Below are 19,826 nucleotides of genomic sequence, written 5' to 3'. Positions count from 1 at the left end.
CAACCTCCAGCGCGTCGGTGCTGCAGTGTTATTGGTGGGGCGCCTGAGCCTTCTCGCTACCCCGGATGCGGCCATGTCGAAACGGCCCGCCTGTCTCTTCGCTCCGGGCAGCATAGCCCTCCGTGACGAAAAAGGACTCGGTCACATCGGCGTGTGTGGCATTAATCGGTGATCCGGCACTTTTGCGTACCAAGAGCGCTACAGATCGTGATCAGGACGCCGTCGGCGGCGGGGTGTCCGCGCCGGGCAGCGCGAGCATCTGGTCCAGCGCGACCCGGGCGTGGTGCGCGGTGTCGGGGTCGACCGTGATCTGGTTGACGACCCGGCCCGCGACCAGTTCCTCAAGGGCCCAGACCAGGTGCGGCAGGTCGATCCGGTTCATCGTCGAGCAGTAGCAGACGGCCTTGTCCAGGAACATGATCTGCTTGTCCGGGTGCGCCAGCGCGAGCCGGCGGACCAGGTTCAGCTCGGTGCCGAGTGCCCAGGCCGAGCCGGCCGGAGCCGCCTCGATGGTCTTGATGATGAATTCGGTCGAGCCCACGTGGTCGGAGGCGGTGACCACCTCGTGCCGGCACTCCGGGTGGACCAGGACGTTGACACCGGGCACCCGCTCCCGGACGTCGTTGACGCTCTCCAGCGTGAACCGGCCGTGCACCGAGCAGTGCCCCCGCCAGAGGATCATCTTGGCGTCGCGCAGCTGCTCCGGGGTGAGCCCGCCGCCGGGCTTGTGCGGGTCGTAGAGCACGCAGTCGTCCAACGACAGGCCCATCTCCAGCACCGCCGTGTTGCGGCCCAGGTGCTGGTCCGGCAGGAAGAACACCTTCGACCCCTGCTCGAACGCCCAGTCCAGGGCGCGCTTGGCGTTGGAGGAGGTGCAGACCACGCCGCCGTTGCGACCGACGAAGCCCTTGATGTCGGCCGAGGAGTTCATGTACGTCACCGGGACGGTCTCGCCGGCGATGCCCAGCTCGGTCAGCGTGTCCCACGCGGCCTCGACCTGGCCCAGCACCGCCATGTCCGCCATCGAGCAGCCCGCCGCCAGGTCGGGCAGGATCACCCGCTGCGCGTCGGTGGTGAGGATGTCGGCGCTCTCGGCCATGAAGTGCACGCCGCAGAAGAGGATGTATTCCGCGTCCGGACGGGCCGCGGCCTCCCGGGCCAGCTTGAACGAGTCACCGGTCACGTCGGCGAACTGGATCACCTCGTCGCGCTGGTAGTGGTGCCCCAGCACGAAGACCTTGCTGCCCAGCTTCGCCTTCGCGGCCGTGGCGCGGGCCACCAGATCCGGGTCGCTGGGCGCCGGAAGGTCGCCCGGACACTCGACGCCGCGCTCGGTGTCGGGGTCGCTGCCCCGGCCGAGCAGCAGCAGAGCCGTCGCCGTGTTGGAGGGTTCCACCCAGGTCGAAGTCACGTAGCCATGGTCCCACAGCGCGAGCGCGACGCAGCTTCCGTCGGTGTGGGCTGCCACACTGCTCGGCATGCGCGTGCTGCTCTGCCCGGACAAGTTCGCTGGCACCCTGCCCGCACCGGAGGTGGCCGCCGCGGTGGCCGCCGGCTGGCGCACCGTCACCGACGGTGACGACCTGCTGATCCGACCGCTCGCCGACGGGGGTCCGGGCTTCGTGGAGGTGCTCGCCGAAGCGCTCGGCGGCCGGCGGGTGCCGGTGCCGACCGTCGACCCGCTGGGTCGTCCGGCCGCCGGTGAGATCCTGCTCACCACCGACGGCGCGACCGCCTACCTGGAGAGCGCCCAGGCGTGCGGTCTGCACCTGCTCTCTCCGGCCGAGCGTGACCCGAAGACCACCACCTCGTACGGGCTGGGGGTGCTGGTGGCCGCCGCTGTGGAGAGCGGCGCCCGGACGGTGGTGATCGGGCTGGGTGGTTCGGGCACCAACGACGCCGGGGCGGGGATGCTCGCCGCGCTGGGTGTCACACCGCTCGACGCCGGTGGTGCCGCGCTGCCGTACGGCGGGGCTGCGCTCGCCGCTGTCGACGCGGTGGACGGCGTGCCCCGGTTGCGTGGCGTCCGGCTCGTCGCGGCCACCGACGTGGACAACCCGCTGCTCGGTCTGCACGGCGCGAGCAACGTGTTCGGCCCGCAGAAGGGCGCCGACCGCGCCGACGTGCTGCTGCTCGACGCCGCGTTGGAGCGCTTCGCGGCGGTGCTGGAACGCGATCTGGCCGGCTGCCCGGCGGGGCTCGGCACGATGCCCGGGGGCGGCGCCGCCGGCGGCATCGGCGCGGCGCTCCTCGCCCTCGGCGGCGGCTGCGAGTCGGGGATCGGCCTGGTCACCCGGGCCACCCGGCTGGACGCGGCGCTGGACACCGCGGACCTGGTGATCACCGGCGAGGGGTCGTTCGACCACCAGTCGCTGCGCGGCAAGGTGGTCGCCGGGGTGGCCGGTGCCGCCCGCGACCGAGGTGTGCCCTGCGTGGTGGTGGCAGGGCAGGTGAGCACCGGCCGGCGAGAGGCCGCCTCGGCCGGGGTCACCGACGCGTACAGCCTGGTCGAGCACTTCGGTGGGGAAGCGGGCGGCGGGCTCGACGCCGCGCTGAGCAGGCCCGCCGAGGGGCTGCGCGAGCTGGGCGCCCGGCTGGCCCGGCAGTGGAGTCGCTGAGCGTTCCGGCCGCCTGACGACCGGGTCCACCTGGGGCGGGCGTCACGCCACGCGGGTGCACCCGGCCGAGGCGGCGTACGATCGGCGGAGGACCACAACCGGGAATCACTGGACGGCGCGCGGCGTTGGCCAGTGCGTCCGGACCCAAAACCGCGCAGGGAGACTTCCACGTGACCACGCCAGCGCAGACCGAGTCGACCGAGGCCCAGGCCCCTACTTCCGTCGAGGCCCAGGCCCCTACTTCCGTCGTCCTCACCGACGTCGCGGCGCAGAAGGTCAAGGCCCTGATCGAGCAGGAGGGCCGCGACGACCTGCGGCTCCGCGTCGCCGTGCAGCCGGGCGGCTGCTCGGGCCTGCGGTACCAGCTCTTCTTCGACGAGCGCTCGCTCGACGGTGATGTCGTCACCGACTTCGGTGGTGTCGAGGTCGTCGTCGACCGGATGAGCGCCCCGTACCTCTCCGGCGCGACGATCGACTTCGCCGACCGGATCGACGCCCAGGGCTTCACCATCGACAACCCCAACGCGGGCAGCTCCTGCGCCTGCGGTGACTCGTTCAACTGAGTCACGCACCACGCACCAACGACGACGGGGCCGTCCTTCGGGACGGCCCCGTCGTCGTACCGGCCCGGGCGTGATGCCGCCTGGGAGCGGTCCCGACGCTTTCGTGACGGGCCGGTTGCCGTTGTCCGACCGACCGGTCACCGCCGGGTTGCCGGGCCGGTAGTCTGACCGCGCCCTGCTCCCGACCCCGAGGGTTGACATGAAGATCGCCGTCACCGGCTCGATCGCCACCGATCACCTGATGAGCTTCCCTGGCCGCTTCGCCGACCAGCTCATCGCCGATCAGCTGCACAAGGTGTCCCTCTCCTTCCTGGTGGACGACCTGGTGCTCCGCCGAGGTGGCGTGGCGGCGAACATCTGCTTCGGCATGGGGCAGCTCGGTCTGAGCCCGGTGCTGCTCGGCGCTGTGGGGGCGGACTTCGCCGACTACCGCTCCTGGCTGGAGCGCCACGGTGTGGACTGCGACTCCGTGCACATCAGCGAGGTGGCGCACACCGCCCGGTTCGTCTGCACCACCGACACGGACATGTGCCAGATCGCGTCGTTCTACGCCGGTGCGATGAGTGAGGCGCGCAACATCGAGCTCGCCCCGGTCGCCGACCGGCTCGGCGGACTGGACCTGGTGCTGGTCAGCGCCAACGACCCCGAGGCGATGCTCCGGCACTCGGCCGAGTGCCGGACCCGCGGGTACGCGTTCGCCGCCGACCCGTCGCAGCAGCTCGCCCGGATGGGCGGCGAGGACGTGGTGGCGCTGATCGAGGGCGCCGAGTTCCTGATGACCAACGACTACGAGAAGTCGCTGCTGCAGAGCAAGGCGAAGCTGAGCGACGACCAGCTGCTGGACCTGGTCAAGGTGCGGGTCACCACGCTGGGCAAGCACGGTGTGGAGATCGCCGGGCGGGGCATCGACCCGATCCACGTGCCGATCGCGCGGGAGATCCGGGCGGTCGACCCGACCGGGGTGGGGGACGGCTTCCGGGCCGGCTTCTTCACCGCGCTCTCCTGGGGGGTCGGCCTGGAGCGGGCCGCCCAGGTCGGCTCGTTGCTGGCCACGCTGGTCCTGGAGACGGTCGGCACCCAGGAGTACGACGTCCGCCGCGACCTGTTCGTCAAGCGGCTCGCCGAGTCCTACGGTGACACCGCGGCGGACGAGGTCCGCCCCCACCTCCTGCCATAGCTGGTTGCCTCCCGTGATCGTTGGCAGCTGGGCAGCACGACAGGCCGAGCGAACTGCTGCTCAGCAGCCAACGATCACGAACGGGGCGGCCCTTTGCCCGGCCGGGCCGGGCCGGGCCGTCGACTGAGGCTGATCTGGATCGACGAATGAAGCGGGGTCAGTGGCGGCGGCGGATGTCGTAGGCCGGGCCGTCCGGGCCCTTGACCGACCCGAGGAACTCCTGGCCGCGCATCCGGCACCAGGCGGGGAGGTCGACCGCCGCCGCCGGGTCATCGGCGAGAACCCGGACCACAGTGCCCACCGGCAGCTGTGGCAACCGCCGGGCCGCCGCGATCACGGGCAGCGGACAGCGCTGCCCCCGGCAGTCGATGACCTCGTCCGGCATCGTCACAGCCCCACCACCCCGGCGTCGGCGCGCAGCTCGGCGACGATCCCGGGCAGCTCGTCGAGGAACCGCTCGACGTCCGCCTCGGTCGTCTCCCGGTGCAGGCTGACCCGCACGTTGCCGTGCGAGAGCACCCCCATCGCCTCCAGCACGTGCGAGGGACGCAACGTGGACGACGTGCACGACGAGCCGGACGACACGGCGAAGCCCCGCCGGTCCAGTGCGTGCAGCAGAGCCTCACCGTCGACGTACAGGCACGAGAAGGTGACCAGGTGGGGGAGCCGGAGCACCGGATCGCCGACCACCTCCACGTCGGGCACGTCCGCCGCGACCCGCGTCCGGATCCGGTCCACCAGCGGGTCCAGCCGGGCCGCCTCCGCCGCCGCGTCGGCCGCCGCGGCCCGCAGGCTCGCCGCCGCCGCCACCACCGCGGGCAGGTTCACCACCCCGGGGGTACGACCACCCTCCCGCTCGTCGGCCGGCCAGGGTGACTCCCAGCGGGTGCCCTTACGGACCGCCAGCACCCCCACCCCGGGCGGACCGCCCCACTTGTGGGCGCTCGCGCTGAGCACCGACCAGCCGGCCGGCAGGGGCACCCGGCCGACCGACTGGGCGGCGTCGACGTACAGCGGCACCCCCGCCTCGGCGCAGATCGCGGCCGCCTCGGCGACCGGTTGCACGGTCCCCACCTCGTGACTGGCCGTGATCAGAGCGGCCAGCGCGACACCGGGTGCGCGAACCGCGGCCGACCACGCGGTCACGTCCAGCCGACCCACCCGGTCGACCGGCACACTGGTCGCGGTCCCACCCGCCGCCACGTGCCGCTCCGCCGCGTGCAGTACCGCCGAGTGCTCGATCGCCGAGTGCACCAGCGTCGACCCGACCCGGCGACGCCCCGACAGGCCACCGAGCACCGCGCCGTGAGCTGCGGTCGTACCGCTGGGGGTGAAGGACACCTCGTCCGCGCGGACGCCGAGCGTCAGCGCGGTGGCCTCGCGGGCGGCGTCGAGCAGTTGCCGTGCCCGGCGGGCCTGGCTGTAGAGCTTGCCCGGGTCGGCCCAGCCGTCGTCGAAGGCGGCCAGCAGCGCCTGCCGCGCGACCGGATGCATCGGCGCGGCGGTCGCCGCGTCCAGGTAGACCGGGGATGCGCTCACAGATCCGCCTTTGTTCGCGATTGCGGGGCTCGCAACCCCGGCTCACTCCTCGCGCTCACAGATCGACACGCTATCGCGGTGGTATGCCCATCATCCCCCCAATGGGGGGTGGACAGTGACCCCACCACGGCCGACTCCGTCATGGTCGAGTAATCTGCGACCGTCGGTGACGCCTTTGCCGTCGGTGCTGAGGAAAGACCCACCGCGGCGCGCTAGGGAGGCAGGACCAGGTGGTCGCAAGGAGTTCGGAGGTACGGCCGTCGGCCGTACGGCACAGCGCTTCCCCAGGGGTCGGTGGCCGCCGGGGGCGTGGTGCTGGTCGGTTGGCCGGGCTCGGTCTCGGTGGCGTGGCGCTGCTGGTCCTGCTCACGGGCTGTGACGTAGGGCAGGCGTTTGACGGCTTCGGCTGGCCGCAGGGCGGCATCTCGCCGGAGTCGAAGCGGATGTACGACCTGTGGATCGCCTCCTGCATCGCCGCGCTCGCGGTCGGTGTCTTCGTGTGGGGCTTGATCTTCTGGTGCGTCGTGCGCTACCGCAAGCGTGGCAACACGCTGCCGGTGCAGACCCGCTACAACCTGCCGATGGAGTTCCTCTACACCATCGCGCCGATCCTGATCGTCTCCGTGCTCTTCTACTACACGGCGATCGTGCAGACCGACGTCGACAAGTTGTCGAAGAACCCGGACGTCACGGTCGAGGTTGTCGCCTTCAAGTGGAACTGGCAGTTCAACTACCGCGACGGCCAGGGCCCGGAGGCCCGCACCACCGCGTCGACGCTCGGCACCAGTGAGGTCATCCCGGTGCTGGTGCTGCCGACCAACCGGTCCATCCGGTTCGAGGAGACCAGCCGCGACGTCATCCACTCGTTCTGGGTGCCGGAGCTGCTGTTCAAGCGGGACGTCATGCCGGGCAAGATCCGCAATGTGTTCGAGGTCTCGAGCCTGGACGCCGAGGGTGCCTACGTCGGGCGCTGCGCCGAGCTGTGCGGCAGCTACCACGCGTTCATGAACTTCGAGCTGCGGGTGGTGTCGCCGGAGAAGTACGACCAGTTCCTGGCGGCCAAGCAGGGCGGCAAGTCCACGCAGGACGCGCTGACCGAGATCGGTGAGGACCCGTACGCGGAGACCACGCGGCCGTTCGACACCCGCCGGACGCAGGGCAACTTCAACCCGGACGACGTTCCGGCCCGCACGGGAAGCTGAGGCAGCCATATGAAGACCGAGTGGCGTATCTTCCTGATCATTGCCGCGTTCCTGCTCGGCGCCACCATCCTCTACGGCGCCTGGACCAACGGCGCGTCCGGTGGCATCGAGTGGGTCGGCACTGTGGCCCTGCTGCTGTCGTTCCTGCTCTGCACGATGTGCGGTGGCTTCTTCTGGTTCGTCTCCCGGCGTATCGACCTGCGCCCGGAGGACCGCCCGGACGCCGAGATCGCTGACGGCGCCGGCGAGGTCGGCTTCTTCAGCCCGGGCAGCTACTGGCCGTTCGGCCTGGCACTGGCCGCCGCGATCGCCGCGCTCGGCATGGTGTTCTGGCAGTACTGGCTGATCGGTGCCGGTCTGGTGGCTGTCGTCTTCTCCGCCTGCGGGCTGCTGTTCGAGTACTACAGCGGCACCCGGCGCACCGCCGAGCACTGATCCACCCGGTCGCTCGCGACCGACCTGCGTGACGAAGGCCCGTTCCCCGAGTGGGAGCGGGCCCTTCGTCGTGCGGGAGGCCGGATGGCGCCGCGGGTCAGGCGGCGCTGTGGGTCAGGCAGCGCCGTGGGTCAGGCAGCGTGGCGGCGGGTGGGCTGGCGGCGTCGACGGCCGGCCAGCTGGGTGACCGGAACGGCGATCGCGGTGACCAGCACCACGGCGGCACCGCAGCCGGTGCAGATGAGCTCAGGACAGTCAGCTCCGTGACCGTCGACGCAGGGCGGCACCTCGAACGGTGCCACGCCCTCACAGACGTCGCAGTACAGCTCGCGGTGCGACACGGGCGTCTCCTCTCGAACCAGGCGACCCGCCCCCGAACGCGACAGCGGCGCACGGACGGAATCGGATAACTACTCGCCTGTAGTTTCCCACGCGGGTCCGACAAATCTCCCGTGGCCCGTCGCTGGGACCCCCGGCCGCTGGTGCCGCCAAGGTGATCCACTCGACATCATTGGCATCGGGGTGTCGGGACGGCTCGGACGCCGCGGTTTCAAGGAACCCGAGTCGATCAAGGCCCTCGCCGCCGAGCGGCGACGCCGAGGTCAGGCCACGGTGGCAGTGGCGGTCGCGGTGGCGATCCAGCGGTCGAGGGTCACGGCGGCCGCACCGGAGTCGATCGACTCGGCCGCGCGGTCCAGGCCGGCGCGCAGCGCCTCGGTCAGGTCGCCGTCGAGCGGGCCCTGGGTGGCCAGCGCCGCCGCGGCGTTGACCAGCACCGCGTCCCGGACCGGGCCCGTCTCGCCAGCCAGCAGGCGACGGGCCACATCCGCGTTGTACGCGGCGTCACCGCCCCGCAGGTCCGCGAGGGTGGACCTGGGTACACCCAGGTCCGTCGCGTCCAGCACGGCCTCGCGTACGGTGCCGCCCTGGGCCGCCCAGACGCGGGTCGGCGCGGCGGTGGTGAACTCGTCCAGCCCGTCCTCGCCGCGCATCACCAGGACGGAGTCACCACGGTCGGCGAACACACCGGCCATCACCGGGGCCATCCGCAGGTCGAAGCAGCCCACGGCGCCCGCGCGGGGCCGGGCCGGGTTGGTAAGCGGGCCGAGGAAGTTGAAGACGGTCGGCACGCCCAGCTCCCGTCGAACCGGGCCGGTGTGCCGCATCCCCGGGTGGAACCGGGCCGCGAAGCAGAACCCGATGCCGGCCTCGGTGACGCAGCGGACGATCGCGTCCGGATCGAGGTCGAGTGGGACACCCATGAACTCCAACAGGTCGGCGGTGCCGCAGGAGGACGACGCGGCCCGGTTGCCGTGCTTGACCACCCGGACGCCGGCACCCGCCACCACGAGGGCGGCCATCGTGGAGATGTTGACCGTGTGGGCGAGGTCACCGCCGGTGCCCACCACGTCCAGCGCGGTGGAACGCAGCTCGTCGGGGAGGTCCACCGGGACCGCCCGGCTCAGCATCGTCTCCACCAGCCCGGCCAACTCGGCGGACGTCTCACCCTTGGCCCGCAACGCCACAGCGAAGCCGGCGACCTGCGCGGCACCCGCCGAGCCGGCCATGATCTCGCCCATCGCCCAGGCGGTGTCGGCGGTGGACAGCTCGCCGCCGCGCAGCAGCGAGTTGAGCAGGTGCGGCCAGGTCCGATCGCCCATGACGGGCCTCCCGAGCGTGCGAAGTGCGGGTGGGCTGGAACCAGCGCCGAGTGTCCGGCGCCGTGGCGGTGCCGGAGGAGCGTGGGACGTCAGGCGGGTGCGTGCGTCCGCAGCAGCTCGGCCACCGTGCCGCCGGTGGTCACCGGGTCGAGCGGGTGCACCAGCGTCGCGTCGACCTCGGCGTACGCGGCCAGCCATCGGTCGGCGGCGCGGGCGATCACCAGGCAGGTCGGGGGAGCGTCGTCCCGGTCGTCCTTGATCTGCCGGGCGATGCCGATGCCGCCACCCGGGCTCGCCTCACCGTCGAGCACCAGAAGGTCGATCTCGTAGTCGTCGACCAGTCGGATGGTCTCCGCGTAGGTCGACGCGTCGACGAACTCGATCTGCAGACCGGGCGCGGGCCGGGTGCCGACGGCCATCCGCATCCGATCACGGACCTTCGGGTCGTCGCTGTAGAGCAGGACGGTGCAAAGACGATCGCTCATGCCGGCACTCCGCTTCGCCGAACGGTCCGGGTACCGGCCGTTTCGTGATATCCCATAGCCTCGATACGGCCTCGGCCGGGAGCCGGACTGTGAGCAGTGCCGTCATGAGGCACCATCGCACTGCGCTTGATGATTCGTTCGCTGCGCTCACTCATTGCGGCACTGACTCCCACCTCGTAGCTGCCCGCCGATCGTACCGGTCGGGGTGACGTAGCCGACATCCCGCCCGCCACCGATCGTCGGGGCGTACCGTCCGGGCAGCTCAGGTGGCCGCGGCGTCGGCGGCGCGCTCGCGGGCCTCCTGGCGGTCCAGCTCGCGGTCGACCCGGCGGGCCTCGCGTTCGGACTGCTTGACCCACTGGACGACGAGCACCGCGAGCATGGTCACACTGACGAACTCACCACCCGCCCAGAGGATGCCGCCGGCGACCACCTGGTCGTCCCAGGGGTCCGACCAGGCGAGGTTGAGCGACGGGTACCAGTCGCCGCCGAAGAGCGTGGTGCTCTGCATGATGGTGAGGCCGAGCACGGTGTGGAACGGCACGGAGAGCAGCATCAGCAGCGCGCGCGCCGGGTACGGCCAGCGGCCGGGCAGCGGGTCGAGCCCGAGCAGCGGCCAGAAGAACACGCAACCGGTCATGATGAAGTGCGCGTGCACCAGCTCGTGCGCCCAGGCGTGTTCGAGGGTGAAGCGGTACAGATCACTGAAGTACAGCACGAAGGGGTTGACCACGAAGATGGCGAACGCCACCAGCGGGAAGCTGTAGACCCGGGCGACACGGCTGTGCACGATCGCCAGCAGGCGCTTGCGCGGCCCGACCGGCAGGGTGCGCAGGGCCAGGGTCATCGGCGCGCCCAGCGCCAGGAAGATCGGCGCCACCATGGACAGCACCATGTGCTGGATCATGTGCACGGACAGCAGCGCGGTGTCGTACGCGTGCAGTCCGCTGACCGTGACCAGCGCGATGCCGCCCAGGCCGGGGCCGATGAAGAACACGGTACGGGCGATCGGCCAGCGGTCGCCCCGCAGGCGCAGCCGGTACACCCCGTAGAGGTACAGGCCGGCGGCGAGCACCAGGCCGAGGGCCAGCCAGCTGTCCAGCCGGGTCTCGGTCAGCACCGTGCCGACGGTGAACGGCGGCGGGGCCGAGGTGGCGGCGAGGATCGGATCGACGTGCAGCACGCTTTTCAGGCTAGGCCAGGCGAACCGGACCCTGACGGTGGGGCCACGGAAGGCGCAGGTTTGCCACCCCGCTGATCGCCGCCCCCGGTCAGGGGCAATAATGACGGCGTGACTGCGGCCCCAGCCATTGACAAGAGCCGGATCCACTCTCTGACCCGACCGAACATGGTCAGCGTCGGGACGATCGTGTGGCTCTCCAGCGAACTCATGTTCTTCGCGGCGTTGTTCGCGATGTACTTCTCCATCCGCGCAGCTGCGCCGGAGCAGTGGGAGAAGCACACCGAAGCGCTGAACATCCCGTACGCGACCACCTTCACGGTGATCCTGGTGCTGTCCTCCGTGACGTGCCAGCTCGGCGTCTTCGCGGCGGAGAAGGGTGACGTGCACGCGCTTCGGCGCTGGTTCACCATCACCTTCGTGATGGGCCTGATCTTCGTGCTCGGCCAGCTGAACGAGTACCGGCACCTGGTCGCCGACGGCATCAAGATCAACGGAGACGGTTACGGGTCGGTGTTCTACCTGACCACCGGCTTCCACGGCCTGCACGTGACCGGCGGTCTGATCGCCTTCATCATCTTCATGGTCCGTACGACCATGGGCCGGTTCACCCCGGCGCAGGCGACCTCGGCGATCGTCGTGTCGTACTACTGGCACTTCGTCGACGTCGTGTGGATCGGGCTGTACGCCATGATCTACTGGCTTCAGTGATCTTGCGCGTCACATTCCGCGCTGCTGCTCCGTCCCCTGAGACAGGTCCAACCGGTTAAGGACACCGCTCATGACTTCTGACAACGACCGCCGACGCGGTCTGTTCGCGCGGTTGCGCGAGCGGCCCGCCGCGCGCAGCAGGGGCCGCCGCCGGCTGGGCGCCGCGGTCCGGCTGATCGCCGCGCTGATGCTCGCCGGCGGCGCCTACACCGTCTTCGCCCCGGGTGCCCAGGCGCAGGACAACCCGCAGCTGACCGGCGCCGCCGCCGAGGGCAAGGCGCTGTTCGACGTGAGCTGTGTGACCTGCCACGGTCGCAACGCCCAGGGTGTCGAGGGCCGCGGGCCGAGCCTGATCGGCGTCGGCGAGGCCTCGGTCGAGTTCCAGGTCAGCTCCGGGCGGATGCCGATGGCCCGCCAGGAGGCCCAGGCTCACCGCAAGCCCCCGGTCTTCACCGACGAGCAGACCCGTCAGCTGGCCCAGTACATCCAGGAGCTGGGCGGCGGCCCGGTCGTGCCCGAGGGCGACGACCTCGGCGAGGACGGCAACATCGCGTCCGGCGGTGAGCTGTTCCGGATCAACTGCTCGCAGTGCCACGCGTTCGGTGGTGGCGGCGGTGCGCTCTCGTCGGGCAAGTTCGCCCCGAGCCTGCACCCCGCGACCGACCGCCAGATCTACGCGGCGATGCTGAGCGGCCCGCAGAACATGCCGGTGTTCGGCGACAACCAGCTTCGGCCGGAGCAGAAGGCCGACATCATCGCCTACATCCAGGAGACGCTGAAGCACGACCAGGACCCGGGCGGCTTCAACCTCGGGCGGTACGGCCCCTCCACCGAGGGCCTGGCGATCTTCCTGGTCGGCATCGTGGCGCTCGTCTTCGCCAGCCTGTGGATTGCGGGCAAGTCGTGACCGAGCGGATACTCCCCATCAGCGCAGTGGTGCCGCTCGGCGCCACCCGTAGCGAGGTGACGGCATGAGCACCCCCACCGAGCACTCGACCCCGCAGGGCCGGGAGCCGCTCGACGTCAACGACCCCAAGCTGACCCGGTTCGACATCGTTCGTGAGGGCGCGCGTCGGGACGACATCGAGATCGTCCACTACGAGCCGCAGGTGCTGCCCGGCACCAAGGCGGAGCGTCGGCTGACCCGGGTGGTCGCCGGCTTCTTCCTGCTCACCGGTCTGGCCGCGACCGCCTTCATGGTCATCTACATCGCGTGGCCGTGGCAGTACGAGCCGGGCCGGGGCGGCGACAAGTTCTACACCCCGCTGCTCGGTTTCACCCTCGGCATCGCGCTGCTCGCCGTCGGCTTCGGCATCCTGACCTGGGGCAAGAAGTTGCTGCCCAAGGAGGTCTCGATCCAGGACCGGCACGAGGGCCAGGTGGACTCCGAAGGCCGCACCATCACCGGCCAGACCATGCTCTACATGGCGGACGAGCTGGGCGTGAAGCGTCGCCCCCTGCTCGGCATCTCGCTGCTGGCCGGTCTCGCGCCGGTCGGCGCGGTCATCGCCGCGCCGCTGGTCGGTGGTCTGATCTCACAGCCGCACAAGAACAACCAGATGTTCACCACCGGGTTCGCCACCGCCGAGGGCGGCGAGCGGATCCGCCTGGTCCGCGAGGACGGCCGCCCGGTCCGCCCTGCCGACATCAGCGCCGGTGGCCAGCTGACCGTCTTCCCCGGCATCGACCACGGCGTGAGCAACCGACACGCCGACTCGCCGACACTGCTGATCCACCTCCGCGACTCCGACGCGCAGGAGTCGCGTCGGGCCAACGAGAAGATCGGCCACGGCGACTACATGTGGGGCAACTACGCGGCGTTCTCCAAGATCTGCACGCACGCCGGCTGCCCGGCCAGCCTGTACGAGCAGCAGACCAACCGGCTGCTCTGCCCGTGCCACCAGTCCCAGTTCCTGATCACCGACAACGCCAAGCCCATCTTCGGCCCTGCCAGCCGGCGGCTGCCGCAGTTGCCGATCGAGGTGGACTCCGAGGGCTTCTTCGTGGCGAAGTCCGACTACACCGAGACCGTCGGGCCTGACTTCTGGGAGCGGCCATGAAGCGTCGAAAGATTGACCTAGCGGCGACGCCGGGTAAGGCCGCGGTGGGAGTGGACGACCGCTTCGCGGTGGCCACCCCGCTGCGCAAGCTGCTGAACAAGGTCTTCCCGGACCACTGGTCCTTCCTGCTCGGCGAGATCGCGCTGTTCTCGTTCGTCGTGCTGCTGCTGACCGGTGTGTTCCTCACCTTCTTCTTCGAGCCGGCGATGACCGAGGTGGTCTACGACGGCAGCTACGCGCCGTTGCAGGGCACGCCGATGTCCGCCGCGTACGCCTCCAGCCTGGACATCTCGTTCGACGTCCGCGGTGGCCTGGTGATGCGGCAGATGCACCACTGGGCGGCGCTGCTGTTCATGGCCGCGATCGTCGTGCACATGCTGCGGGTGTTCTTCACCGGCGCCTTCCGCAAGCCGCGCGAGACCAACTGGATCATCGGTTCGCTGCTGTTCTGGGTCGGCTTCCTGGCCGGCTTCACCGGCTACTCGCTGCCGGACGACGGCCTGTCCGGCACCGGCCTGCGGATCGCCTCGGCGATCATGCTGTCCATCCCGGTGATCGGCTCCTGGCTCACCTCGTCGATCTTCGGCGGTGAGTTCCCGGGCACGATCATCATCAGCCGGTTCTTCATCGCCCACGTGCTGCTCATCCCGGGTCTGCTGGTCGCGCTGATCAGCGTCCACCTGGGCCTGGTCTTCAAGCAGAAGCACACCCAGTGGCCCGGCCCCGGCCGAACCAACAACAACGTGGTCGGCGAGCGGATGTTCCCGCGGTACGCGCTGAAGCAGGGCGGCTTCTTCATGGTCGTCTTCGGCGTCATCGCGCTGATGGGCGGTCTGTTCCAGATCAACCCGATCTGGCTGTTCGGCCCCTACGAGGCGTGGGTGGTCTCGGCCGCCAGCCAGCCCGACTGGTACGTCATGTTCCTGGACGGGTCGACCCGACTCATGCCGGCCTGGGAAATCAACATCCCGCTCGGCGACGGTTACGTCATCCCGCCGCTGTTCTGGCCGACTGTCGTGCTGCCCGGCATCCTGGTGGGCCTGTCGACGATGTACCCGTTCCTGGAAGCACGGCACCTCAAGGACCGCAAGAGCCACAACCTGCTCCAGCGTCCCCGTGACGCTCCGGCCCGGACCGCCGTCGGCGCCATGGCCGTCGCGTTCTACATCGTTCTGACGCTCTCGGGCGCCAACGACGTGATCGCCGACAAGTTCCAGATCAGCCTGAACGCGATGACCTGGGCTGGCCGGATCGGTCTGCTGGTGCTCCCGCCGATCGCGTACTACATCACCTACCGGCTCTGCCTCGGTCTGCAGCAGCACGATCGGGAGGTCCTCGCGCACGGCGTCGAGACCGGCATCATCCGGCGCCTGCCGGACGGTCGGTTCGTCGAGGTGCACCAGCCGCTCAGCGCGTCGAACGGGCACGCGGACGGTCACGGTCAGCTGGAGTACGTCGGCTGGGTCGTGCCGAAGAAGATGAACCGGCTGGGCGCCCTCGGGCCGGCCATCCGGGGCTTCTTCTACCCGATCGAGAAGCCGGTCGAGGCGCCGGTCTCGCCGGGGCACCCGCCGGTCGAGGCGCGGCCCGAGCGCGAGGAGATCGGCAGCGGAGAGAGCCGCCGCTGATCGCCCGATCGCACCGTTACGTGGCGCCCGCCGGATTCCGGCGGGCGCCACGTCGTATCCGTACCCGCCGCCCAGGCGAGGCGGAGTCGGACGGCCACGACGGGACCGGTAGACCCCGCGCGACGGGCGATCGCAGGAATAACCCCGGTGAGCCGGGTATCCGTGCGGTCCAACGTCTCAAGGGGGGGAAGCATGTTGGGTATCAAACGCCTCGGCCTGTTGGCCGCGCTTGTACTCGTCGGTGTCGCGCCGGCTGCGGCCGCGCAGGCCGCGGCACAGCCGTCAACGCAGGACACCCAGTACCTGCAGGCGGTTCACCAGGTCAACCTGTTCGAGATCACCGCCGGTGACCTGGCCCAGCAGAAGGGTCAGGACCAGGGGGTCAAGGACCTGGGTGCGATGCTGAAGACCGACCACACCCAGCTGGACCAGACGGTGCAGCAGACCGCGTCCCAGCTCGGGGTGGAACTGCCGAACGAGCCCAGCGCCGATCAGCAGGCGGTCATCGACAAGCTGAACAACGCCAGCGGTGCGGAGTTCGACCGGCTCTGGGTGACCAGTGAGCTGGCCGGTCACGTCCAGGCCATCCAGGCCACCCAGACGGAGATCTCGCAGGGCTCCGAGCAGTCGGTGGTCCAGTTGGCGCAGACGGCTCTGCCGACGTTGCAGGCACACTACGACGAGCTGGTGCAGCTCGCCAACAAGTTGGGCATCCCGGTTCCGCAGACCAGCGCCAGCGGTACGCCCAGCCCGGGCGGCACCGGCACTGAGTCGCCGGCTCCGGGCGGCACCGGCACCGAGTCGCCGGCTCCGGGTGGCAACACCGAGTCCCCGGTTCCGGGCGGCGGCACCACCGAAACGCCGGCTCCCAGCGAGAGCTGACGTAGCGACAGCAGACGGCCGGTCCACCCGCGCGGTGGACCGGCCGCCGTGCGTGCGGGTGTCAGTCGGCGCTGGCCAGCCCGATCGCGAACGCTTCTTCCAGGTCGGTCTGCGAGTATGCCCGGAACGCGATGTGCGACTCGGTGTTGAGCACGCCCGGCACCTTGGAGATGCTGCCCGCGATGACCTGGGCGATCTGGTCGAACTCGCGGACCCGGACGATGGCGATGAGGTCGACGTGCCCGGCGACCGAGTAGACCTCGCTGACGCCGGGGAGGTTGGCCAGGGTCTCCGCCACCTCGGGAATCGCATCGGTGGCGCAGTCGATCAGCACGATCGCGGTGATCACGGGACATCTCTCCGTTCGTCGGCGTCGTCGCCCATGCTAGATGTTTCGGTCGGAAACTGGAGGCGGGAGCCGTCGGGCCTCAGCCGTGCGCGGCGCAGGGCACGGTCAGGTCGTCCCCGACCCGGATCGCGTCGTGCAGCCGCTCGCCGTCGCGCACTGTCGCGCCCGGCCAGACCACTGCCCGGCGGACGTCGCCGCCGACCCGGGCGCCCGCGCCGACCACCGACTCCACGCAGTGACCGGTCACCGTGGCCGACGGGTCGACGAGGACGCCACCGGCCGCGGCATGCAGGTTGGCCGCCAGGTAGTCGGCCGGGGTGCCGGTGTCGTAGAACGTGCCCGGGAAGGGCACCACCTCCAGGGCGCCCGCCGCCTCGGCGGGGCGCCACACCGCTCGGACCAGGTCGGAGACGACGACCGGCAGGTCGCGGACCAGCCGCCAGGGCAGCAGCGAGAACCCGGTGAAGCAGTGCCCGGCGAAGGTGCCCGGCGCCGCCGGGTCCGCTGCGGGCTGACCCAGCAGGCGTACGGTGTGCCCGTCCCACCCGTCGAGCATGGCCGCCACGTCCGGGCCGGGCGCAGCCGCCGGATCGGCCAGGTACGCGTCGGCGTTGCCGACCAGCACCGGCCGCCCGTCGATCCAGTCCCGCAGACGGGCCACCCCGCCCGCGGTGCCCAGCGGGTCACCCGGCTCGACGGACAGGTGCGCGCGCTCGCCGACGTGGGCGACCACCTGGTCACCGAGGTAGCAGGCGTTCACCGCGACCCGGGCGGGACCGGTCATGCCGAGCCCTGCCAGCCGGGCCAGCGCGAGGTCCAGCAGTGGCACGTTGCCCACCGGGCAGAGCGCCTTGGGGACCCGTTCGGTGAGCGGGCGCAGCCGGGTGCCCTCACCGGCGGCGAGCACCACCGCGCACAGCTCCGCCGGCACGCCAGCCGCGCCGGTCATGGCAGGTTGTCGGGAACCGGTGGCGGGAACTGCCCGGCCAGCGGCCCGATGTCGTAGTAGGCGAGCAGCCGGGCCGTGGCCCAGCTCAGCTTGGGCAGGTCGTCCAGCGGGTGCCAGGCGGCCTCGAAGACCTCCGCGCCGTCGACCGCCAGCTCGGTGGTGGACGCCGGGACCTCCGTCTCGAAGACCATGTCCACCCAGCCCTTGGCATGCACGATCGCGTTCGGCACCGCCGGGCGCAACCGGGACGGGGGGAGCCGGATGCCGGACTCCTCGAACAGCTCACGGGCCGCTCCCACCACCGGAGGCTCGCCACGGTCCAGCAGGCCGGCGGGGAGTGACCAGCCCCGGCCGGGCGGCTGGCGCAGCATCAGCAGACGGCCCGCGCCCGTCGCCTCGCTGTCGCGGACCAGGGTGACCGCGCCGACGATGTACTTGGGCACGGCCAGCCGGACCAGGCGCCGACGCACCGGCAGCGGCAGCCGGTAGAAGGCCTGGTAGAAGATGGCCCGACCGGTGGCGCGGGAGCGGGGGATCATGACTCCAGGCTAGTGGTCACGAATGTCATTCGGACGCGCCGGGGCCGGCCCGGTCACTGCCGGTGGTCGACCAGGTCGATGAGCTGGCGTACGACGGTGTCTGGTTCGATCACCCGGTCGAAGACCGCGACCAGCAGGGTCTCCAGGTCGGGATAGCCCAGCTCCTCGGAGAGGCGCAGCAGTGGCAGGTCGCTGGCGAGGCCACGATTGTGCTGACGCAGGGTCAGCCCGATGGTGGCCCGCCCGAGCCGGACCTTGTCGCTGATCGTGATGCCCGGCTCGGTGTGCTCGGCGAACCACCGGTTGATCTGCATCTGCGCGTGCGGCGACTTGACGAAGCTCAGCCACTCCCGGCGGGGGCCGCGCGGCGCGACACCGGCCTCGAAACCGTTGTCGCCGTCGTTCTCGGTGAAGATCTCCACCACGTCGCCCTCGTCCAGCTCCGAACTCAGCGGGGCGAGCCGGCCGTTGATCCGTGCGGCGAGGCAGTGGTCGCCCCGCTCGTTGCCCAGCTCGTACGCGAGGTCGACGGGCGTCGCGCTGGCCGGCAGCACGATCTGCCGCCCCTCGGCGAAGACCTGGATCTGGCCCTCGGCGAGGTCGCACCGCAGCGACTCGAGGAACTGCGCCGGGTCGGCCGCACCCGGCTCCCAGTCGAGCACCCGACGCAGCCAGTCCAACTGCTCGGCGCGCGCCGCGGCGCTGCTGGCCCCCGAACGAGGGAAGCGGAAGTCGGCGGCGATGCCGTACTCGGCCGAGCGGTGCATCTCCTCCGTGCGGATCAGCACCTCCACAGTGCGGTCCTGCGGGCCGCAGACGCTGGTGTGCAGCGAGCGGTAGAGGTTGTTCTTGGGGGAGGCGATGAAGTCCTTGAAACGGCCGGGGATCGGCCGCCAGGTGCCGTGGATCGCGCCCAGCGCGGCGTAACAGTCGGTGGCCGGGCCGTCGACCACCACCACGATGCGGGGCAGATCGTACGGGGCGGTGTGCTCGCCGGCGATTGTGTCTTTCCAGATCGAGTAGAGGTGCCGGGGACGAGGGCTCACCTCGGCGTCGACCCGGCTGCGCTTGAGTGCCACCTTGGCCCGGGTGACCACCGAGTCGAGGTACGCGTCCCACCCCGGCCGGTCGTGCACGTGCCGGGCCAGCCGGGCGTGCTCGTCGGGCTCCAGGTGCAGCAGCACCACGTCGTCCAGCTCGCGCTTGAGGGTCTGGATGCCCAGCCGGTCACAGAGCGGGACCAGCACCTCCTGGGTCTTGCGGGCGATCCGTTCCCGGGAGGAGGCCGAGCGCACCCCGAGGGTGCGCATGTTGTGCAGCCGGTCGGCCAGCTTGATGATCAGCACCCGGACGTCCTTGGCGGCCGCGACGATCATCTTGCGGATCGTCTCCGCCTCGGCGGCCTTGCCGTAGAACGCCTTGTCGAACTTGGTCACCCCGTCGACCAGGTGGGCCACCTCGCCGCCGAAATCCTCGGAGAGCGCCTGGAGGGTGTAGCGGGTGTCCTCCACGGTGTCGTGCAGCAGCGCCGCGACCAGGGTGGTGGTGTCCATGCCCAGCTCGGCGCAGATCTGCGCCACCGCGAGGGGATGGGTGATGTACGGTTCCCCGCTCTTGCGGAACTGCCCGCGGTGCATGTTCTCCGCGATCGTGTACGCCCGTCGCAGCACCGCGGGGTCGGTGCCGGCGTGGATGCCCCGGTGGGTGCGCACCAACTGGGTGACCGGGTCGGAGTCGGTGGTCGGCCAACTGAGCAACGACCGCAGCCGGCGGGCGAGCGGCAGCTCACCCGGCTGTGTCGGCAGGGCGCCCCCCAGGGCGGCGCCGTGTCCGGCGTCGACGTCCACG

The 19,826-nt window shown here is 70.7% G+C and carries 21 protein-coding genes; 10 read left to right on the top strand and 11 right to left on the bottom strand.

Going from position 1 to position 19,826, the window contains the following annotated elements; genetic code table 11:
• Nucleotides 1-211: 211 nt before the first annotated feature.
• The gene (nadA, locus tag KBX46_RS28330; RefSeq protein ID WP_210794969.1) at nt 212-1,411 is read right to left on the bottom strand and encodes a quinolinate synthase NadA; all 1,200 of its coding nucleotides are present in this window, start codon (nt 1,409-1,411) and stop codon (nt 212-214) included.
• 67 nt (nt 1,412-1,478) lie between these two features.
• Between nadA and KBX46_RS28325 the strand changes: the two genes are divergently transcribed.
• From KBX46_RS28325 to KBX46_RS28315, 3 genes are all read left to right on the top strand, one after another.
• Entirely contained in the window at nt 1,479-2,618 is a 1,140-nt protein-coding gene (locus tag KBX46_RS28325; protein WP_210795004.1) for a glycerate kinase, read from the top strand.
• A gap of 170 nt (nt 2,619-2,788) precedes the next feature.
• A complete protein-coding gene (gene erpA / locus KBX46_RS28320; protein ID WP_088949463.1) occupies nt 2,789-3,181 on the top strand; it encodes an iron-sulfur cluster insertion protein ErpA in 393 nt (130 codons plus the stop codon).
• Between the two features lie 199 nt (nt 3,182-3,380).
• Complete coding sequence (locus KBX46_RS28315) at nt 3,381-4,358, top strand: carbohydrate kinase family protein (RefSeq protein ID WP_088949462.1); 978 nt, start codon at nt 3,381-3,383, stop codon at nt 4,356-4,358.
• A gap of 157 nt (nt 4,359-4,515) precedes the next feature.
• On the opposite strand, the gene KBX46_RS28310 is transcribed toward KBX46_RS28315, so the two are convergent.
• Complete coding sequence (locus KBX46_RS28310) at nt 4,516-4,749, bottom strand: sulfurtransferase TusA family protein (RefSeq protein ID WP_088949461.1); 234 nt, start codon at nt 4,747-4,749, stop codon at nt 4,516-4,518.
• On the bottom strand, nt 4,746-5,897 hold the full coding sequence (locus tag KBX46_RS28305; protein ID WP_210794967.1) for an aminotransferase class V-fold PLP-dependent enzyme: 1,152 nt from the start codon (nt 5,895-5,897) through the stop codon (nt 4,746-4,748). The genes KBX46_RS28310 and KBX46_RS28305 overlap by 4 nt, the downstream gene beginning before the upstream one ends.
• 230 nt (nt 5,898-6,127) lie before the next feature.
• Here KBX46_RS28305 and coxB point away from each other — a divergent pair, with 230 nt between their 5' ends.
• Nucleotides 6,128-7,099, top strand: coding sequence for a cytochrome c oxidase subunit II (gene coxB, locus KBX46_RS28300; RefSeq protein WP_088949459.1), 972 nt, complete (start codon nt 6,128-6,130; stop codon nt 7,097-7,099).
• A gap of 9 nt (nt 7,100-7,108) precedes the next feature.
• A complete protein-coding gene (locus tag KBX46_RS28295) occupies nt 7,109-7,534 on the top strand; it encodes a cytochrome c oxidase subunit 4 (RefSeq protein WP_088949458.1) in 426 nt (141 codons plus the stop codon).
• Between the two features lie 131 nt (nt 7,535-7,665).
• Here KBX46_RS28295 and KBX46_RS28290 read toward each other — a convergent pair whose 3' ends face one another.
• From KBX46_RS28290 to KBX46_RS28275, 4 genes are all read right to left on the bottom strand, one after another.
• Complete coding sequence (locus tag KBX46_RS28290; protein WP_141910581.1) at nt 7,666-7,875, bottom strand: hypothetical protein; 210 nt, start codon at nt 7,873-7,875, stop codon at nt 7,666-7,668.
• Nucleotides 7,876-8,136: 261 nt separating this feature from the next.
• Nucleotides 8,137-9,195 (bottom strand): anthranilate phosphoribosyltransferase, encoded by a 1,059-nt coding sequence (trpD, locus tag KBX46_RS28285; RefSeq protein WP_210794965.1) that lies wholly within the window; start codon nt 9,193-9,195, stop codon nt 8,137-8,139.
• Nucleotides 9,196-9,284: 89 nt separating this feature from the next.
• Entirely contained in the window at nt 9,285-9,680 is a 396-nt protein-coding gene (locus tag KBX46_RS28280) for a hypothetical protein (protein WP_088949455.1), read from the bottom strand.
• A gap of 262 nt (nt 9,681-9,942) precedes the next feature.
• The gene (locus tag KBX46_RS28275) at nt 9,943-10,863 is read right to left on the bottom strand and encodes a cytochrome c oxidase assembly protein (protein ID WP_371409485.1); all 921 of its coding nucleotides are present in this window, start codon (nt 10,861-10,863) and stop codon (nt 9,943-9,945) included.
• Between the two features lie 108 nt (nt 10,864-10,971).
• Here KBX46_RS28275 and KBX46_RS28270 point away from each other — a divergent pair, with 108 nt between their 5' ends.
• The 5 genes from KBX46_RS28270 to KBX46_RS28250 all read left to right on the top strand — a co-directional run bounded on the left by KBX46_RS28270 (nt 10,972) and on the right by KBX46_RS28250 (nt 16,141).
• A complete protein-coding gene (locus KBX46_RS28270) occupies nt 10,972-11,571 on the top strand; it encodes a heme-copper oxidase subunit III (protein ID WP_088949454.1) in 600 nt (199 codons plus the stop codon).
• 70 nt (nt 11,572-11,641) lie between these two features.
• Nucleotides 11,642-12,478 (top strand): cytochrome c, encoded by an 837-nt coding sequence (locus KBX46_RS28265; protein WP_210794963.1) that lies wholly within the window; start codon nt 11,642-11,644, stop codon nt 12,476-12,478.
• Nucleotides 12,479-12,542: 64 nt separating this feature from the next.
• On the top strand, nt 12,543-13,631 hold the full coding sequence (locus tag KBX46_RS28260) for a ubiquinol-cytochrome c reductase iron-sulfur subunit (protein ID WP_210794961.1): 1,089 nt from the start codon (nt 12,543-12,545) through the stop codon (nt 13,629-13,631).
• Entirely contained in the window at nt 13,628-15,259 is a 1,632-nt protein-coding gene (locus KBX46_RS28255; RefSeq protein WP_210794960.1) for a ubiquinol-cytochrome c reductase cytochrome b subunit, read from the top strand. The genes KBX46_RS28260 and KBX46_RS28255 overlap by 4 nt, the downstream gene beginning before the upstream one ends.
• A gap of 192 nt (nt 15,260-15,451) precedes the next feature.
• A complete protein-coding gene (locus tag KBX46_RS28250) occupies nt 15,452-16,141 on the top strand; it encodes a DUF4142 domain-containing protein (RefSeq protein WP_088949450.1) in 690 nt (229 codons plus the stop codon).
• Between the two features lie 61 nt (nt 16,142-16,202).
• On the opposite strand, the gene KBX46_RS28245 is transcribed toward KBX46_RS28250, so the two are convergent.
• From KBX46_RS28245 to KBX46_RS28230, 4 genes are all read right to left on the bottom strand, one after another.
• Nucleotides 16,203-16,490 carry an Lrp/AsnC family transcriptional regulator gene (locus KBX46_RS28245; RefSeq protein WP_088949449.1) on the bottom strand — a complete coding sequence of 96 codons (288 nt, stop codon included), beginning with the start codon at nt 16,488-16,490 and terminating at the stop codon, nt 16,203-16,205.
• A gap of 79 nt (nt 16,491-16,569) precedes the next feature.
• Nucleotides 16,570-17,439 (bottom strand): sugar phosphate nucleotidyltransferase, encoded by an 870-nt coding sequence (locus KBX46_RS28240; protein ID WP_210794958.1) that lies wholly within the window; start codon nt 17,437-17,439, stop codon nt 16,570-16,572.
• The gene (locus KBX46_RS28235; protein ID WP_088949447.1) at nt 17,436-17,978 is read right to left on the bottom strand and encodes an NUDIX hydrolase; all 543 of its coding nucleotides are present in this window, start codon (nt 17,976-17,978) and stop codon (nt 17,436-17,438) included. Before KBX46_RS28235 ends, KBX46_RS28240 begins: the two co-directional genes overlap by 4 nt.
• Before the next feature lie 53 nt (nt 17,979-18,031).
• Nucleotides 18,032-19,825: a bifunctional (p)ppGpp synthetase/guanosine-3',5'-bis(diphosphate) 3'-pyrophosphohydrolase gene (locus tag KBX46_RS28230; protein ID WP_088951918.1), complete on the bottom strand. Its 1,794-nt coding sequence runs from the start codon at nt 19,823-19,825 to the stop codon at nt 18,032-18,034.
• Nucleotide 19,826: the final 1 nt, after the last annotated feature.

The organism is Micromonospora sp. C81 (genome assembly GCF_018070425.1).
Classification (GTDB): Bacteria; Actinomycetota; Actinomycetes; order Mycobacteriales; family Micromonosporaceae; genus Micromonospora; species Micromonospora zamorensis.
The sequence above is the reverse complement of the archived record's forward strand: the minus strand, read 5'-3'. Positions and strand labels throughout refer to the sequence as shown.

Bases quoted from the DNA above. Each gene is read 5' to 3' on its own strand.
- KBX46_RS28325 (WP_210795004.1), top strand. From the start codon at position 1,479: ATGCGCGTGCTGCTCTGCCCGGACAAGTTCGCTGGCACCCTGCCCGCA.
- KBX46_RS28315 (WP_088949462.1), top strand. From the start codon at position 3,381: ATGAAGATCGCCGTCACCGGCTCGATCGCCACCGATCACCTGATGAGC.
- KBX46_RS28295 (WP_088949458.1), top strand. From the start codon at position 7,109: ATGAAGACCGAGTGGCGTATCTTCCTGATCATTGCCGCGTTCCTGCTC.
- trpD (WP_210794965.1), bottom strand. From the start codon at position 9,195: ATGGGCGATCGGACCTGGCCGCACCTGCTCAACTCGCTGCTGCGCGGC.
- KBX46_RS28280 (WP_088949455.1), bottom strand. From the start codon at position 9,680: ATGAGCGATCGTCTTTGCACCGTCCTGCTCTACAGCGACGACCCGAAG.
- KBX46_RS28265 (WP_210794963.1), top strand. From the start codon at position 11,642: ATGACTTCTGACAACGACCGCCGACGCGGTCTGTTCGCGCGGTTGCGC.
- KBX46_RS28260 (WP_210794961.1), top strand. From the start codon at position 12,543: ATGAGCACCCCCACCGAGCACTCGACCCCGCAGGGCCGGGAGCCGCTC.
- KBX46_RS28255 (WP_210794960.1), top strand. From the start codon at position 13,628: ATGAAGCGTCGAAAGATTGACCTAGCGGCGACGCCGGGTAAGGCCGCG.
- KBX46_RS28250 (WP_088949450.1), top strand. From the start codon at position 15,452: ATGTTGGGTATCAAACGCCTCGGCCTGTTGGCCGCGCTTGTACTCGTC.
- KBX46_RS28240 (WP_210794958.1), bottom strand. From the start codon at position 17,439: ATGACCGGCGCGGCTGGCGTGCCGGCGGAGCTGTGCGCGGTGGTGCTC.
- KBX46_RS28235 (WP_088949447.1), bottom strand. From the start codon at position 17,978: ATGATCCCCCGCTCCCGCGCCACCGGTCGGGCCATCTTCTACCAGGCC.